General features: G+C 42.9%; 14 protein-coding genes. 5 read left to right on the forward strand and 9 right to left on the reverse strand.

The annotated features are described in order from the left end of the window. Positions 1 to 5 precede the first annotated feature (5 nt). On the forward strand, positions 6 to 3,092 hold the full coding sequence (locus IQ274_RS25020; protein ID WP_194143786.1) for a BTAD domain-containing putative transcriptional regulator: 3,087 nt from the start codon (positions 6 to 8) through the stop codon (positions 3,090 to 3,092). Positions 3,093 to 3,110: 18 nt separating this feature from the next. Next, positions 3,111 to 3,677 carry a nickel-binding protein gene (locus IQ274_RS25025; protein WP_194143787.1) on the forward strand — a complete coding sequence of 189 codons (567 nt, stop codon included), beginning with the start codon at positions 3,111 to 3,113 and terminating at the stop codon, positions 3,675 to 3,677. A 181-nt stretch (positions 3,678 to 3,858) separates the two neighbouring features. Here the strand turns inward: IQ274_RS25025 and IQ274_RS25030 are convergent, their stop codons facing one another. Beyond that, entirely contained in the window at positions 3,859 to 4,884 is a 1,026-nt protein-coding gene (locus IQ274_RS25030; protein ID WP_194143788.1) for a hypothetical protein, read from the reverse strand. Between the two features lie 404 nt (positions 4,885 to 5,288). On the opposite strand from IQ274_RS25030, the gene IQ274_RS25035 reads away from it, so the two are divergent. Both IQ274_RS25035 and IQ274_RS25040 read left to right on the forward strand, forming a co-directional pair. Then, entirely contained in the window at positions 5,289 to 6,224 is a 936-nt protein-coding gene (locus IQ274_RS25035; RefSeq protein ID WP_194143789.1) for a hypothetical protein, read from the forward strand. A gap of 142 nt (positions 6,225 to 6,366) precedes the next feature. Next, positions 6,367 to 7,701: a DMT family transporter gene (locus IQ274_RS25040; protein ID WP_194143790.1), complete on the forward strand. Its 1,335-nt coding sequence runs from the start codon at positions 6,367 to 6,369 to the stop codon at positions 7,699 to 7,701. 327 nt (positions 7,702 to 8,028) lie between these two features. Here the strand turns inward: IQ274_RS25040 and IQ274_RS25045 are convergent, their stop codons facing one another. The 4 genes from IQ274_RS25045 to IQ274_RS25060 all read right to left on the reverse strand — a co-directional run bounded on the left by IQ274_RS25045 (position 8,029) and on the right by IQ274_RS25060 (position 10,270). Then, positions 8,029 to 8,439, reverse strand: coding sequence for a hypothetical protein (locus tag IQ274_RS25045; RefSeq protein WP_194143791.1), 411 nt, complete (start codon positions 8,437 to 8,439; stop codon positions 8,029 to 8,031). Further along, positions 8,436 to 8,846, reverse strand: coding sequence for a hypothetical protein (locus IQ274_RS25050; protein WP_190938091.1), 411 nt, complete (start codon positions 8,844 to 8,846; stop codon positions 8,436 to 8,438). The genes IQ274_RS25045 and IQ274_RS25050 overlap by 4 nt, the downstream gene beginning before the upstream one ends. Positions 8,847 to 9,006: 160 nt before the next feature. Continuing rightward, positions 9,007 to 9,663, reverse strand: a complete 657-nt coding sequence (locus IQ274_RS25055) for a TVP38/TMEM64 family protein (RefSeq protein WP_194143792.1) — start codon at positions 9,661 to 9,663, stop codon at positions 9,007 to 9,009. A 4-nt stretch (positions 9,664 to 9,667) separates the two neighbouring features. Then, positions 9,668 to 10,270: a CDP-alcohol phosphatidyltransferase family protein gene (locus tag IQ274_RS25060; protein WP_194143793.1), complete on the reverse strand. Its 603-nt coding sequence runs from the start codon at positions 10,268 to 10,270 to the stop codon at positions 9,668 to 9,670. Positions 10,271 to 10,705: 435 nt separating this feature from the next. On the opposite strand from IQ274_RS25060, the gene IQ274_RS25065 reads away from it, so the two are divergent. Beyond that, entirely contained in the window at positions 10,706 to 11,176 is a 471-nt protein-coding gene (locus tag IQ274_RS25065; protein WP_322745320.1) for a DNA polymerase IV, read from the forward strand. Between the two features lie 380 nt (positions 11,177 to 11,556). On the opposite strand, the gene IQ274_RS25070 is transcribed toward IQ274_RS25065, so the two are convergent. The 4 genes from IQ274_RS25070 to IQ274_RS25085 form a co-directional block, all read right to left on the reverse strand. Beyond that, on the reverse strand, positions 11,557 to 11,742 hold the full coding sequence (locus tag IQ274_RS25070) for a hypothetical protein (RefSeq protein ID WP_194143794.1): 186 nt from the start codon (positions 11,740 to 11,742) through the stop codon (positions 11,557 to 11,559). An 86-nt stretch (positions 11,743 to 11,828) separates the two neighbouring features. Next, entirely contained in the window at positions 11,829 to 13,751 is a 1,923-nt protein-coding gene (locus IQ274_RS25075) for a response regulator (RefSeq protein WP_194143795.1), read from the reverse strand. A gap of 57 nt (positions 13,752 to 13,808) precedes the next feature. Next, positions 13,809 to 14,258, reverse strand: a complete 450-nt coding sequence (locus IQ274_RS25080; protein WP_194143796.1) for a response regulator — start codon at positions 14,256 to 14,258, stop codon at positions 13,809 to 13,811. A gap of 225 nt (positions 14,259 to 14,483) precedes the next feature. Then, a complete protein-coding gene (locus IQ274_RS25085; protein ID WP_194143797.1) occupies positions 14,484 to 16,454 on the reverse strand; it encodes a CHASE3 domain-containing protein in 1,971 nt (656 codons plus the stop codon). Between the last annotated feature and the right edge of the window lie 202 nt (positions 16,455 to 16,656).

Here is a 16,656-nt window from a genome sequence, read left to right on the forward strand (position 1 = left end):
CACCTGTGTCTAAAAGCCTCGATATTAAGCTATTTGGGGAATTTTACTTGGCTGCCGATGGATTACCCATTCAGGGCATCAATTCGGAAAGATTACAGGCTCTGTTGGCATTTATTCTCCTGCATCGGGACACGCTACAACAGAGGCAGCAGGTTGCTGTGCATCTTTGGTCTGATGCAACCGACACGGATGCAAAAGCCAATTTACGGCGACGGTTGCATGAATTAAAGCAAGTAATTCCTGGTGTCGATCGCTGGTTGCATATTGAAACGAAAACAATCCAATGGCTATGCAATGATAACTGTCACATTGATGTAGCCCAGTTTGAAAGCATAATCGCCCAATCTGCTTCTTTTGCCCTTGCTGCCCAAATCCAAGCTCTAAAACAGGCAGCAACGCTCTACCAGGGAGACTTACTCCCCAGTTGTTACGACGACTGGATTATTCCTTATAGAGAACAAATGCGGCAACAGGCGATCGCTGCGTTAGATAGGCTAGTCACCCTGCAAACCACTCAAGAAGACAATCGTCCGGCGCTCTTTTATGCCCAACAATTGCAGCGGATTGACCCACTTTATGAACCCGCTTATTGTCACCTGATGCGCCTCCATGCTCAACAGGGCGATCGCGCCAGTGCCCTGCGAGTCTATCACCAGTGCATGACTACACTGCAAGCTGAGTTGGGAGTCAATCCCAGTCCTACAACTTGCAAGCTTTATGAAGAATTGCTGCTCCTGGACGATGCCCCGCCACTACCTACCTGTACAGCAAGTACCCAAACCCAAGCACCAGACTTTTTCAATTTAATTCCTATTCCCTCACCAATTGCTGTGACAGCAGAACTCCCCTTGATTGGTCGTGAGGCACAATGGGCTGCCATTGTGAGTTGGCGGTCGCAATGCCAAAAGCAGGATCGGGCGGATCTGTTGTGGCTCTTGGGTGAACCGGGTATCGGCAAAACCCGACTGTTAGAGGAATTGGCAAAAACTGTCCAGAGCAGTGGCAGCTATGTGCTTTGGGGGCGGGGATTTGAGGCAGAAATGTTGCGTCCCTATGGCGTGTGGGTAGATATGTTTCAAGCGATCGGCGCGACGAAATTTCTGGATGAACTCAAATCTCTGGTGCTGAATGTGGAGTCGGCAGCCATCTTGAACCGTGGGCGATTGTTTGATTTAGCGGTTCAGTTCATTACCCAATTAGCGGAAACTGCCCCTGTACTGGTGGTGCTGGACGACATCCAGTGGTTGGACGAAACTTCAATCTCCTTTTTGCACTACACGGTGCGCTTGCTCAATCGACAGAAACCTGTTTGGTTTGCCTGTGCTGCCCGCAAACGAGAAATCGCAGGCAACAAACCAGCCGATAAGTTTATTCAGACTCTGCACCGGGAACATCGCATTTGCACAGTGGAACTAACACCCCTCGATCGCCAGCAAACTTTGGCATTGGCTCAAGCCGTCGGATATACCGCTGATGGCGATCGCATTTTTACCAGTAGTGGTGGCAATCCCCTGTTTGCTCTGGAAATTGTCCGCGCTCAAGCTCAAGCGGATCGCACAGCAGTTGACACCCTAGAAACGCTGATTCAAGGGCGACTGCGGCAATTAGATGAAACAACGCAGGAGTTAATGCCTTGGATGGCGGCGTTGGGACATAGTTTCAATCCCAACACTCTGGCAAAGGTGGCAGATTGCCCCATACCACGGTTACTTAGCGCTATCGATCGGTTAGAACAGGATGGCATCATTTGCCCCGGTAGCGCGATCTCTGGCGAAGTTTCCTACAACTTTGCCCATGACATTGTGAGACAAGTGGCTTACGAGCATTTTTCCGAACCCCGACGCAGGATGATTCATACCCACATTGCTCAATCTTTGAATGCGATCGCCACTCCTACTTCTCCACTGATTAATGATGTTGCTCGCCATGCCGATCTGGGCAGCGACCATGCCCTGGCTGCAACCGCCTGTTTGCAAGCAGCAGAGCGTTGTTTGCGAGTCTTTGCTTATGGGGAAGCAGCTGAACTCACCCAGCGAGGCATTCGTCATTGCCAGTATTTAGCCACAAACGAACGCATTCACCTCCACTTGAATTTGCTAAAGACCAGCGTGAAAGCAGGAGTGCCTAAGCAACAAGCGGCTGCGCTCAAGCAAGAATTACAATCTCTGATCCAGGAAGCCGCAATCTTGAGACTACAAGAAGATGAATCGACCGGGCTGGAAGCATTGATTGTCCTGAATTATGACCACGGTAACTTAAGTGAAGTACAGCAGTATTCGCTACGGGCCGCAGAACAGGGACGCACCGCCAGTCCTGGCACCACTATGTATATGCTGGCTCACACTGGGTCTTGTCTGGCAGAAATTGGGCGAGAAATGACCCGCGCCGAAGCACTCTTATTAGAAGCCCAATCTATTAGCGATCGCTTGGGCACTTCTGCCATCGATATTCCCTTTGGACTGGGTTGTGTCCGTCGTTTCCAGGGGAATACCGAACAGGCAAGCTCGCTGCTGCGTCAGGGCTGGCAAATGGCACAGGTGGCTCAAGACCATTGGCGCGAATGTACCTGCCTCACCAATCTAGTCATGTTGGAATTAGAAACTGGCAACCCATCTGCCGCATTAAATGACGGCAATGAGCTGATTCATGTGGCGGCACAAATGGGTGAAGGAAGTGAAGCTCCCCATGCAGCTGCTTTGAATGCTCTCACTCAATACCTACTCCAGAAGCAGAACGCCACAGAAATTCTCGAGCAATCGTCCCAGGTACTTCAACGCATTGATTCCCCTCGGATGCTGGCTTATGTCCAAACGATCGCCGCCCAATGGGATTTAGCACATGGGAATCTGATACAAGCGATCGCCCGTGCCGAGAAAGCTCTAGAAGCTGCACAGGTGGTGAATAATCCCAGCGAAATCGCCCTAGCCTGGTCTGTAATTATCCAAGCCAATCATCAACGCGGCAATCTCAATTGTGCCCAGCGGCATTTTGCTGACTTGAAAACTCGGCTCAAGGATCGCACCTTAAGTGCCCAGGCTCAACAATCCATTGCTGCTTTAGAGGCATATCTGCATGAACCAATTCACCTGTGATCAAGGAGGAAAACTACCGTGGGATTTGCGATCTCAGAAATGTCATTTTCGCCGCCGCTCTGTGTGCCCATGACCTATGACCGTTGGATGCAGGTTACGCAGAGCTTGAATGGGTGTATCGAAGCACGGAATATCCAATGGCAGTATTCCTTGGTGTCAGCGCAAGGCGATCGCTCCATTTGTGTTTATCAGGTTCCTTATACAGATGCAGTACGTGAAGCCTACCGTGAAGTGGGAATCCCATTTCAACGGATATGGCAGGCAGATATGTGGTTGGAGCAAAATCCGACAAACTTGCCTCAGAGCTGTTCTCTAGCGATCGCAGAGGTCAATTTCGATCCACCGATGACAAAAACAATTTATGAGTCCAGCAAGCGTCAGGCAGAAGGCTGTTTTCAGGAATTGAACGTTCAACATGCCTTTTCCGCAGTGTCTATGGATGGAACCTACTCCATTTGTGTTTTTTTGGCTACCACTGCTGAGGATGTGCGATCGCTCTACCGTAAAATTGGTCAGCCCTTTGAACGAGTTTGGAAAGCAACTTTTATCCAACCCAATACTGATAAGACTTCTCTCACTTCCTAATTTCACAGATTCTGTTTATAGTCACCCATACCTTTACAGTAAAAGCAATCAGAGATCGCCAAACCCGCTTTACCCAACGCGACCAGAACTTTGGCTAATGACTGTAAGCTAGTCTATAAACTCTTATGGGATAAGAGGCGTTTCCAATTCAGATTAGGCATAAATTAATTTTATTAAAAACTTAACGATAAGTATTACGTATACTATTAAGCCACTCTCGATCTAAATCTAGTGTAATAATACGAGTTTGACCATCCAGAGTTACTATTGCTTGAATTTGCGACATAAAATCATTTTTTAAATCGAGAGCGCGTGTTGGTGACAAAATACCTCCCTCAGCATAAAGCTCAAATAATTCTATAGGTAAATCAAAAGAAAAAATATTGATGCCGTTATAACGCAAATACCATCCTTCATTATCCCAAATAATGCGAACTGTATATTGCTCTTGCAAGTCATGAATTGATATATCGGGGTTAGGTACTAGAAAAAGAGGGAATTGCCTTCCTATCATTGCTACTACACCTCCCTTCACTCGGTGACATTCTTGACAAAATTGTTTCAATAAGTTGCCTGCGTCTAAATTTTCAACAGCTTGGTTTATATACTCATAATTTTGATTTTTAATACAGACTCGAATTGCGTTACGGAGTTCAGTCATATTCACTTCAATATTATTCCTACCATCTCTTGCTCCAAAGGCTTCGTACGTTACTTTTCTAATTGACTGAATAATAGGTTGAATAAACCTTGATTTTGCTAATGGAATTAGGTAAATATCTTGTGCAAAGGCATATCTTTCAGCAGGATCTGTATATCCAGTTGCTGAAAATACAGCATATTGATAATGATATCTTTTCTTAATTAGCACTCCATTTATTGAAAACCAATGTTCTTCGACATCCTTTAGTACACCAACAGCATTTCGTATTACCTCAATTCCTACACAGGTTTTATCATCAGAGTAGCATTTAGCCTCAATAAGAAGACGTTGAGGATGAGAGAATGGATGTGCAATAGCAAAATCTGCAACTGCATCTATTTGATGTTGTCCACCACGCCCTAAAACCTCCAATCCAGAGTGACCATTACGAAGCGTTGGGTCGTCAGTGCTAGCTTTTTCAACAGTTATGTAACCAGATATCTTAAGTAAGTGAAGCAGTGCTTCTTCTAACAACATTCCCCGAATTTGTGAAATAGTAGACATTTATATTTCCCTAAATTAACCCTGCTCTACTAGAAGTTCTACAATTGGTTAACCTAATCTGCTGTTTCTTAAAGTGAACTGCATAGGTTGGATCAACTTGGGTTAGCTACCTCTGAGTGATAAATTTTTAAGGTCTTATCTAGAATTCCCGGAAAAGTGCGCTATTTAACACACTAATACAAAATATCTTGCTCCTGATTGCAGCAATGTTCATACGGTATTGAGCCGAGATTTAAGTAATTTTCTGCAAGATGGACTGGAGCCTATCTTGCCTTTAATCAAGCTTTAAAGGAACGCTGTAAAGCTACTGAACGATCCTCAAATGATTTGCGGACGATTTCAGGACGGTAGGCTGAATAACCTGGTTATAGAACAACAAACAAGCATTCATCAGAAGAATAACCATGACTACCACTTTACCCAGTCCCAATCAAGCTTACGAACAATCCCTTCTCCGTGCAACCAAAGTCAACTGGAAGATTGAAGACATCATCGGTGGCGACAAACGCCTAGATTTCAGTAAGCGATTTCTACCAGAAGCTTTGGCGCAAGTGAATAAAATTTCCTGCCTGAATGAAGCTGAAAAACTAGTTCTCAACCAGATTCGTGGCAATAGCTATTTGCACCTATTTGGTCTGGTAGAAGAGTTCATCGTTCCCTGTGTAATCAACCATGTGAAAACGACAGGATTGGAAAACATCACTGCCACCCAAGCCCTGCTTCACTTTGCTGAAGAAGAGAGTAAGCACATTTACTTGTTCCGCCGCTTTGCCGAAGAGTTTGAAATTGGTTTTGGTTGTCGCTGTGAAGGTATCGGCCCCGTGCAAGACATTGCCAATGCTGTGCTTGAGCATCGTCCTTTGGGTGTGGTGTTGATTATCCTCTACATTGAGTGGATGACCCAATATCACTACCTGGCAAGTGTCCGCGATAACTCCAGTGAAAGCTTAGATCCACAGTTTTGCAGCCTGCTACGGAATCACTGGCTGGAAGAAGCCCAGCACACGACTCTGGATACCCTGATGGTAGAGCAGTTAGTACAAGAGTTGGAATCTGACGAAATCGAAGCCGGGGTAGACGATTTCTTCAAACTGATCGAGTTCCTCAACGGAGGTCTAATGATGCAGGTGAAACTGGATCTGGAAAGCCTTGCCAGAGCAACGGGTCGCACCTTCACCGAATCTGAGAAGCAAGAAATCATAGCCATTCAAGAACGGTCTTATAAATGGACGTTCGTTGGCTCTGGAGTCAGCCATGCTAAGTTTTTAGAAGTCTTCAACCAGTTTGGAATTACTCGGCAAGCAGAGCTATTAGAGGTATCTAAGAGCTACTGCACATAATTAGCTGGCGATCGCTTTCAACCCTGCAAAATGAGCGATCGCTATCTTTGTAACCCAGCACAACCTCTGACTTTTTTCAGCAATAACCTAAAATGTTTTATTCCATACTGAATTTCAAAATATTTTAGTTGAAAATACTTATATGCCACCTCCACGCACTCTGATTCTGACCATCCTCGCTATGCTGGCCTTTGCTAGCAACTCCCTACTCTGCCGCATGGCGCTCAAGCATACCAATATTGATGCCGCTAGTTTCACCTCAATTCGCTTGATTTCTGGTGCTTTGGTGCTTTGGCTGATAGTCCGGTTACGAGGAGAGACAATCGCCAAAGCAGGCAGTTGGTTCGCATCGCTGGCACTGATTTCCTATGCTGCCTGCTTTGCGATCGCCTATGTCAGCTTATCGGCTGGAACAGGTGCTTTACTCCTGTTTGGCTCAGTGCAAATCACCATGATTAGCTATGGGTTGTGGATGGGGGAACGGTTGCGATGGTCTCAGAGTATGGGGCTAATTCTGGCTCTAGCTGGATTAATTGGGTTGTTGTTGCCAGGAGTAACAACCCCACCCCTGCCAAGCTCATTATTGATGCTATGCGCTGGAATGTCATGGGGCATCTATTCTTTGTTGGGCAAAGGAGTTGCGAATCCGACGCAGGTCACAGCCAGCAATTTTCTCCGGGCGGTACCGTTTGCCATTGCTCTAAGTCTGTTTACTTATCCTCAAATAACATTGGATCTGACTGGAGTTGGTTATGCGATCGCCGCCGGAGCAATCGCATCTGGGATGGGCTATGCCATTTGGTATCATGCCTTACCAGGCTTGCAAGTAACGCAGGCGGCGGTAGTACAACTGAGTGTGCCAATCCTGGCAGCACTCGTCGCCATCCCGTTACTCCAGGAACCCATGACCCTACGGCTCGGTTTAGCAGCGATCACTGTTCTGGGCGGTATTGCTCTAGTGATTGGACAGCGGCAACGGGCTGGACAAATTCCTGCCAATGCCAGTGAATTTGTAAAGAACCAGTCACGCGATCGCAGATTTCTTACCCTTTCTTTGCCTATCAGACAAAGACTGGTCTGGAGTTTATGGCTGATGACTTGGTTGGGACTGCTGGCTGGCTTAATTTCACGACAGTGGTACGAGGGTGTAGTCTGGTTCTCAGCAGTCCATGCTCTGCTCTTCATCTATCTTGAGCGATTCAATCTAACTGCTTTCCCAGTTCAGGTACGGCTAGCCTATGTAGCATGGGTCGCGATCGGCACTTATATTCCTTACATGCACTGGCTGATGTGGATTACTACCGTTGCTTTAGCTACCAATCTCTTTATGAGTTACTGTCCCTTAGCTCGCCTGCTTTCCCTATTACCCCTCAACCGCAGTGAACCTCTTTCCTTCAACTTGGTAAGCCGGGTCTTTCTCAGCCCGCCAATGAAAGGGCGATTCATACCCCAGCAACGAGGCTTTAAACCCGAATAATAACTTTAAGTAAGTCAGTGTTAAAAATTACCGTTATGACAATGTATTCAATGTTTATACAGAGGTGTAGATATCTGGTGTTGTATAAACTAAATTTTAGTGAAAGGTAATAAATGTAAATTTATATACTCTATTGAGATGAATAACTCAGTAGAGTATTTTCGTGAGAGTCACTCCTCTTGAGGAATCGTCTTGTCTTGTTGCAACCCAACAAAACCTCTTTCTAACAACATAAATTGAAAACTGCGGCTGCCCTGTCAAGAAATGCGATGCCTGCGATTCTTGCTAGTCTACGCACTTCTTGAAACATCTATAGTTGTGATTCTCTCAATTGTAATCATTGCTATTAGGAGCCGATAGTTGAATCATCTCAGTAAAACGTGAATATTTAACCGCATCGGTAGGGGGATAATCTGCCGACACTGCAATTAACCCAATTTTGATATCCTCGAAATAAATCACACCGCCAATACGTCCTTCAAGAAAGAAAGCTCCATGAAATAAATGATATGGAGCGATATAGATTAGCAAAAAGTCACTAATCTTTATTGCCCTATCAAACATCTGCTGACAAGTTTTTTGGAGGACAGCATCTAGATATTCATTATAGGCAGGCTCACCCATGTCAGTGAATTCCGGTTGATCCGCAAAATGATCCATATAAAATAGCCAGATATTAGACAAGTCTGCGTCATTCGTGAGTTTCTGCTTAAGTGACTGCAATCGGTCGATATTCATTGTGTAACAGGTGTACCGTTTAAAGTCATCACAGGATCGCGATCGCAAAGGCTAATATCAGCTTTCCAACGGGAGGGGAATTTTGAATCAATGAAAGTGACTTTAAATCTGCCCCAATGATAGGTAGGTTTCCCATCTGCCCCTTCTCTATAGGTATCGCAACGTACCGATGAAGACTTTTGTACCCAGTAGCCATTGTATGAACCTCGGTCATTAAACACTCCTGCTAAACCATCAATGAAGATTACTCCATCGCTACCATAACGCCACACGGCAGTTTTATTACGATCTTCTTGATAAACCACTTTATATTCTTCCGTTTTCCAAACCTCATCTGCTAGAGCTTTTTGAGGCGCAGCAGTGCAAATCAATAAGGCTAAAGTCAGAAGAACATAGTTCTTTTTCATAAAATTGACTTTGATAAATTCAAAATTTGGCATGAATTACGAGGTCAATTTTCTCACAGTTTTATGCGCTTATTGAGAAAATAAGAGGTTTTGGGGCTAAAACGCACATATTACCGCAAGATTAGATTATTTTTGATAGCTCAACTAAAACGTAGCGCTACTACTTCCACCAGGGTTTAAATAACAATGGTGACACCGATAAAAACACCAAAAAAACCGACGCGAGTATAAACGAGGAGGCATCGCTTCCTTGTAAAGCGGTTTTTCCAGAAGCACCCAACCAGGTATAAGCAATCGTGCCTGGAATTACTCCAATGAAGGTTGCAAGGGTATAAATCTTCAGGTTGATTGTGGTTAGTGCCAATAAAAAGTTAATAATATTAAACGGAGCAATCGGAGCAAAGCGTAGAGATAGAACTAAAGAAAAGGGATTGCGTTCGAGTGCTTTATGCCATTTTTCCAGCAGTTTATTTTGAGCGAATTTTGCTGTTGCCCAATCTCGAAATAGGTATCGAGTCAGACAAAATGCTCCGACTGCTCCCAATGTTGCGGCTAATGTAGACCAAAGGCTTCCCCATCCCAAACCAAAAGCTACGCCTCCAGTTAATGTATGAATTGTTATCGGCAAACCTAAGACTGTGACCAATACGTAGGTGGAGATAAATAAGGGAACAGCCCAAATACCTAATCTTTGCAACCAGACTGAGAGAATCTCTTGATTGAGTAAATTACGTAAGGGAGTTGTGAAAAAGAGTAAGATTGCACCCAGCAGTAGTAATATCTGGAAATTTTTGCGGAGTAAGTGTTTTAATCCCACGGAGCTACACTCCGTCCTGACTGGTTGGTGAGCGCATCAATGTTTTACGTAATTCCACTGCATGAAAGATACTCAAAATATCACATTGCCAAGTTGGTAACAACAACGTCATGGCAATTTCTTCTAAACTATTGAGCCAACAAAGCGCGATTGCAAACCAAAGAATGTTCGCGTAACCAAAACCAAATAACCCGACTGTCGCCGTAAGTAGAGCTAATCCCCATGCTTTAGCAGTGTAGGTATGGAAACTAGGGAATTTCTGAAACTTGATTAAACTAATTGTGAATAATATTAGTTGGATAGTAATCGCGGATAATAAAGGTACTCGAAAATTGATGATTACTTGGGGATATACTAACCAAATACTGATCGCCACACACAAATACAAACAAATATCAGCCCAGCTATCTGCTTGACGAAGTAGGGCTGTACTAACCTTTAAGCGACGGGCAATGATCCCATCAAAAACGTCTGAAAGTACGGCAATAACATAACCGATGATGAACCAAAAACTGGTTCTATGGTCTAAAGCATCGAGAACTAATAAAGGAGCTAGAGCGAAGCGCATTCCCACTAAAGTAATCGGAAGATGTGATAGTTTTATCATCGTTCCCCACTTTCCTAGCGTTAATTAAACTAGTATAAACACTATAATGATATTGGCAAATTCGCTACAAATATAACAATATTCATAGCAGCACTTTCCACCTGGGTGAGTGTTTGGGGAATGTCAAAGGATATTGTGTCAATTACTTGTGTGGTCATCTCTTTTGTGCTAGTGAGTCACCAAACAGTAAGGGCATAAAAGCTCAGTCTTACCACTACCAATATCTTCAACACAGACTAATTGTCCATCTGGAGCTACACCAAATTTGAGCCACATTGTCACGCTTACTCATTAACAGAAAAACCAATCGGGGCTGATAGTAGAAAGTTCAAGCAAGCTTTAAATAATTTGCATATCTGCAACATTTGGCTCAAACTAGTGCTAGTGTACTATAGGATTTCTAATTTAGGATTTAATTTGCTCGTGGCATAGTGCGTGAAAAGCGAGACTGCTTGTGGTGGAGCTACCTTGGGACAAGAATCTGTCGCTAGAACCAGGAAAATAGTTCACGTTGATATGGATGCCTTCTACGCATCGGTGGAACAGAGGGACAACCCTAGCTACCGAGGCAAACCGTTAGTAGTCGGTGGCAGTCCGAATCAGCGAGGCGTAGTTGCAGCAGCCAGTTATGAAGCCCGTAAGTTTGGCATTTATTCCGCAATGCCGTCAGTAACAGCGATCGCCAAATGCCCCGGACTGATATTTGTCAGACCGAGATTCGACGTTTACCGAGAGATTTCTGCTGCAATCCACGCTATATTCAAACGCTACAGTGATTTAGTGGAAGGAGTTGCGCTAGATGAGGCATACCTTGATGTACAGAGAATAAGCAAAACAACGCACGAATATGACCTATGCTGTCAAGGGATATCAGAAGATAGCGGCAGTGATGAGAGCGGATTATAGCAGGAGTGATTGCCCTTACGCAGCGTTTCATGCGATCGCTGTAAGCAAAAGTTACAGTATTTATACAAAGGTATAAATTTTTGCCAAAGTATAAATTAAATGTGGTAAAAGATGATTATAGTAAATTTATATACTCTATTGATGTAAATAACTCGGTAGAGTATTTTTGTGAAAGTGCGCCTAACGTAAGCGATAGCCCAAGTGGGTTGATTGTCGTGTTCAGGGCTTTCATTGACGGCGCTTGCATTTGATTACAAGTTCGTGCCTTACCCATCGTTTTCAACAATCGCTGTTAGTAGATATTTAAATATTCAATTCGTTTATTACTGCATTATCTCAAGTATGGACGAATACCTGTATTTAGTTGATTCATCCCGCATTTATGCAACGCCGAAAATGATAACCTTTGGCATGAGTTTGATAATTGGTGTGTGAAATTTTTCCTCATCAGAAACAGCACCAATCACAGTCAAATCCCCCTGAGTTTCCAAAACTAGCGACTCTTCAGGAATCACCCCAGCGCTATTACTAACTTGAACGTGAGTTCGATGGTTATAAAAAGGCAAAAAGCTTGCTAGATAAGAATTTGATTAACTAGAAAAAATATAAGCGCTCGCTCGCTAAGATCGATTGAGAATTGGTAAAAATGCTATCAGGTTAGCTTTACAAGTTCGGCAATAACTTCTACTAACTGGGCAATGTCTACTGGCTTGGATAAGTGTGCTTGAAACCCTGCTGAAATTGCTTGTTGCTTATCCAAGTTTCCGGCATAGGCTGTCAAAGCGATCGCTGGAATTTGCCCTCCTTGTGATGGCAAACTTCTAATTTGTTCTAGCAGCATATAGCCATCCATTTCGGGCATTCCAATATCTAACACTAATACATCCGGCTGAAAATCCGTCAAAGTTGAAATAACTTCAAATGGAGATCCTACACTTATTACTTCGGCTCCATACTCTTGAAGTATAAAATAAGCTAATTCCTTAGAATCAACTTCATCATCTACTACTAAGACTCGAATACCATTTAAATTTAGGTGATGATCAAACTCTTTAATGTTTGTATTTGTTTGAGTCTGCATTGTCATTAAAGGTAGTCTGACAGTAAAAGTACTACCTTGCCCTTCACCAAAACTTTCTGCCCGAACTTGACCACCATGCAACTCTACCAAATGTTTGACAATTGCCAGCCCCATGCCTAGCCCACCAAATTTTCTAGTAGTCTTGCTATCTGCTTGACGGAATTTATCAAACACGTAAGGTAAAAAGTCGTGGCTAATTCCTTGACCGGTGTCGGTGACTTGGATCTCGGCTTGTGTATCAGCTTGCTCTAAGCGAATTTCTACAGAACCACCAGCAGGTGTAAACTTAATAGCATTAAACAGCAAATTCCAAAACACCTGCTGTAAACGAGTGGGATCTCCCAAAACAAAACATGCATTCGGTGTCAAAACACTGTGCAGTTGAATGTTTTTGGCTTGGGCTGCTAACTGAACACTCTCTAGCACTAGCGAAATTACAGATACTAAATTTACAGAGTAGATATTCAGGCTGAGTTTACCTTGTAGAAGTTGAGAAATATTTAAAAGGTCTTCTATCATCTGAGCCAACAGTTTTGCATTGCGCTCAATAATAGCTAAAGCTTCAGTTTTTTTAGGCTCTTTTAGCTGGTTGCTAGTAAGTAGCTTACACCAACCAAGTATAGGATTAAGTGGCGATCGCAACTCATGAGATAAGACGCTAAGAAATTCATCTTTAATTCGGTTAGCTGCTTCTGCTTCTGTCCGTGCAGCTTGTTCTAGTTGCAGCAATTGTTCTCGCTGTTGCTCTACCTGCTTACGTGCCGTAATGTCCTCAATGATGCCATCAATTACTGTAATCTGATCGTTGGCGTTCACAGTCTGACTAATTCGCACCCAAATTTCATTGCCATCTGCTCGCCGTAAAAGTACTTCGCGTTCGGGTGAATCGCCAGTTTGCTTGAGTTCTTGTAAGAGTTTGGCATAATCTCCTGGCTGAAAGTAAGGCGCAAGGTTGTGGCTTTCTGAAATTGTATTCAAGGAATTTATACCCAACAGATACAGAAATGCACCATTACTTTCTAATAAAACATCATCTGCTGTCAGCCGATAAACTCCTACATTTAGCTGATCGAGCAGGGTTTGAAAGCGCAATTCTAGACCTTGAACTTTACGTTTAGTTGCAGCTCGTTCTACTGCTAAACGTACCGCTATAGGTAAGCGCATATAATGACGCGCAGACTTAACCACGTAATCGTCTAACCCTGACTTCATTGCCTTTACAGCAATTTCTTCTGAACCGCTATTAGTAAACATTACTACCGGCAATTCAGGATAACGGCTTTTAAATTTTTGCAGAACAGTTATACCATCACTCCATCGCAGTTGATAATCAGTAATTACTACATCAAAATCTCCTGTTGATAATGCCTCCTCTAGCTCTTCTGGACGAATAACTTGCTTAATCTGAACATCAGAAAACTCTTGTTCCAATGCGTGAATTGCTAACAAGCGATCATGAGGATTATCGTCTATTAGAAGAATGTGTAATACCATTTCAACGTGAGTTCTTTAAAGATAATGTACAAGCTTAATAAAAATAATTGACGCAGTTCACATTTTTGGTTTTTCATTAAAAACTATCCAATGCCGATTAAGAATATCGATAATTTCGACTAAATTATTAAAGGCAACAGGTTTGACCATATAGGCGTTAACACCTAAGTCATAAAGGTGATTAACATCCCCATATTCCCGCGAAGAAGTCAGAACCACAACTGGCATCCGCTTAAGTATAGGTTGCTGCCGTAACCACATCAAAACCTCAGCCCCAGAGCGGCGCGGAAGTTTGAGATCGAGTAATACCAGTACTGGTAAAGGATAATGGCTACGTTCGCTATAAGGTTTCTCTCCAGATAGGTAAAGCACAGCTGCATCTCCATCATTCACTACTTGAAGTGGGTTAATAATGCCAGCTTTGCGAAAAGCTCTTTGGATCAAAAGAATATCTTTTGGGTTATCCTCTACTAATAAAATTGTGTCCTGTGCTTGCGAATAATTCATTTTATGCCTGTAGTTAATAGCAATTTCATATCTCAGCAACTTCTCCTAACTAATTAAGATTTTGCACTTACTTGACTCTTTATTGGTGTAGCTCCTTGATCTAAAATTGTGTTATTTAACTTTATTTAGGATTCACTTCAAATATGTCTCAATGCCCAAAAGCACTGAGTATTTCCCTCTAATAAACTTAAGCAATTCTCAAATCTTTGTCTTCTCTCCCAAGTATTAAGAGCTAATGGAGTTATTCGCCAAAATAGCTTTTGGTAAACTAAAAAAGAAGCGACTACCTTGATTTAACTGCGATTCTACGCCAGAGAAACCACCCATTTTTTCTATACATTTACGTATAATGGCTAACCCAATACCTGTACCCGGATAAACTTCTATACCATGAAGTCGTTCAAATACTTGGAAAATACGTTCCTGATGTTCTGGTGCGATGCCGATACCATTGTCAACTACCCACAATTTGATCCAACTTTTATCTTCTTGGATGTACTCTTCGGAGTAAATATGTATTAAAGGTAATACGCCTGGTTGGACAAACTTGAGCGCGTTGCTAATCAAATTTATGATTGCTTGGATCAGTGTAGAATAGTGAGCCATTACCTGTACTAAAGGAATGTCAACTGTAATTTGAGCCTGTTTTTCCTGGATTTGTTCTTGTAATTTTTTGAGTGCTTCGTTAACTACAACAGCTAAGTCAACAGGTTGAATTTCGATTTCGCTTTGACTCAGACGGCTGTAAGACAGCAAATCAGTAATTAAGCTGTCCATTTGCATAGCACCTTCATTAATATATTTGAGGTAGCTTTCTCCAAAAGAATCTAGTTGACTGCCGTAGTCTTCTAGTAATGCCTGAGCAAAGCCTTGTATAGTGCGTAAAGGTGCGCGTAAGTCATGAGAAATGGAGTAACTAAAAGCTTGCAAGTCTTGATTACTTTCTTGTAATTGTGCAGTGCGTTCCCAAACACGATGCTCTAGTTCTTCGGCATAAGCTTGCAGTTGTTGACGGAGTTGAGATTGTTGAATGGCGATCGCTAACTGTTCTGTGACTTCACAAGCCATCTGTTGATTTTCGCTGTTAAAAGCCTCAACATCAGTGCTGGCAAGATAAAGTTCACCTATCAAAGCTCCCTGAATCTGCATCGGAATTGTTAAGCAACTATGCAACCCTGTCGCCAACATTTGCTCTAGAATTGGCGATCGCTGCTCTAATTGAGCAATGTCTCGAATCAAACGAATTTGTCGCTGCTGTACAACTTCAGTAGTAGCAAAGTCTTCCATTGGCAGTGCCATAGCCTCAGCAGACTGGAATACGCCATCAGTGACACTTTCAATCACCTGAGTTGTTTTGGTTTCTAAATCGAATAACACCAAAAACGCTTGTTGGCAATTTATGAGTTGACGCAACCGTTCTAGAGCAAATTGTATAATTTGATTACTAGGTGTGGCTGATAAAATCGCCCGATCAATTTCATGCAAATCAGCAAGGCGTTGGGCAGAGTGTTGAACAATTTGAGTTTGCTCAATTGCAGTTTTCAAAGCACCTTCATAAGTTGTTGACACCTTCAAGATTTGTCGTCGAATGAATGCAGTTAAAATAATGCCAATTCCCAGTGCCAAAAGAAAACTGCTTACACTTAGCTGTATTGTTGTCTCACGTACCGTTTCATTGCGCTTGGCTAGTAGCTGTTCTTCTATGGCGATAAAATTGTTAATGTTACGGTAAATAACGTCCATTCGCTGTTTACGAGCTTTGAGGTTTAACAAAGATACCTCGTCGCCTAGCTGATAACGTTTCAATGGCAAAGATACTAAAAGCTTCCAATTATCATATTGGCTAATCAGTTGATGGACATTTTGCTCTTGACTAGGATTATCCGACACTAAATCACTTAATTCTTGAAAAACGGTATCAATAATTGGACTAGCTTTTAAATAAGGCTCCAGGAATTGTTGCTCCCCCGTGAGCATATAGCCACGTAATCCTGTTTCCAAATCTTCTAGCAGTTTCTGGGTTTGGTATGCCTGACCAATTACCTGGTGTGTATGGTCTACCCATTGCAATGCTGAAAACAAACGGCTAACTTGCCACTGCGAAATCCCAGAAAACAGTAGCAAAAAAAGGCTGGGTAGAGCGATTACCCTAGTGACTTGACGTTGAAATATAGTTCTAGCATTTTGAAGTCGCATACCTATTATGCTAGTTGTTCTGCATTTAAATTTACAACTTACTGCTGTCCTCAAATCGCGCATGTGAATATTTGCTAGTATGTCCAACGACTTATATCTTAAGACTTTGGAGCGATCGACTAGAGCAAAGCATCCACTAACAAAGACCTCGCAAGCTAGGCAAGAAAGATGTTTTTAAATCTACTCTAAAATGTTGAAATCT

Origin of the sequence: Nostoc sp. LEGE 12447 (genome assembly GCF_015206985.1) — a bacterium.
GTDB lineage: Bacteria > Cyanobacteriota > Cyanobacteriia > Cyanobacteriales > Nostocaceae > Nostoc.

Bases quoted from the DNA above. Each gene is read 5' to 3' on its own strand.
- IQ274_RS25060 (WP_194143793.1), bottom strand. From the start codon at position 10,270: ATGATAAAACTATCACATCTTCCGATTACTTTAGTGGGAATGCGCTTC.
- IQ274_RS25040 (WP_194143790.1), top strand. From the start codon at position 6,367: ATGCCACCTCCACGCACTCTGATTCTGACCATCCTCGCTATGCTGGCC.
- IQ274_RS25035 (WP_194143789.1), top strand. From the start codon at position 5,289: ATGACTACCACTTTACCCAGTCCCAATCAAGCTTACGAACAATCCCTT.
- IQ274_RS25050 (WP_190938091.1), bottom strand. From the start codon at position 8,846: ATGAAAAAGAACTATGTTCTTCTGACTTTAGCCTTATTGATTTGCACT.
- IQ274_RS25085 (WP_194143797.1), bottom strand. From the start codon at position 16,454: ATGCGACTTCAAAATGCTAGAACTATATTTCAACGTCAAGTCACTAGG.
- IQ274_RS25030 (WP_194143788.1), bottom strand. From the start codon at position 4,884: ATGTCTACTATTTCACAAATTCGGGGAATGTTGTTAGAAGAAGCACTG.
- IQ274_RS25045 (WP_194143791.1), bottom strand. From the start codon at position 8,439: ATGAATATCGACCGATTGCAGTCACTTAAGCAGAAACTCACGAATGAC.
- IQ274_RS25075 (WP_194143795.1), bottom strand. From the start codon at position 13,751: ATGGTATTACACATTCTTCTAATAGACGATAATCCTCATGATCGCTTG.
- IQ274_RS25080 (WP_194143796.1), bottom strand. From the start codon at position 14,258: ATGAATTATTCGCAAGCACAGGACACAATTTTATTAGTAGAGGATAAC.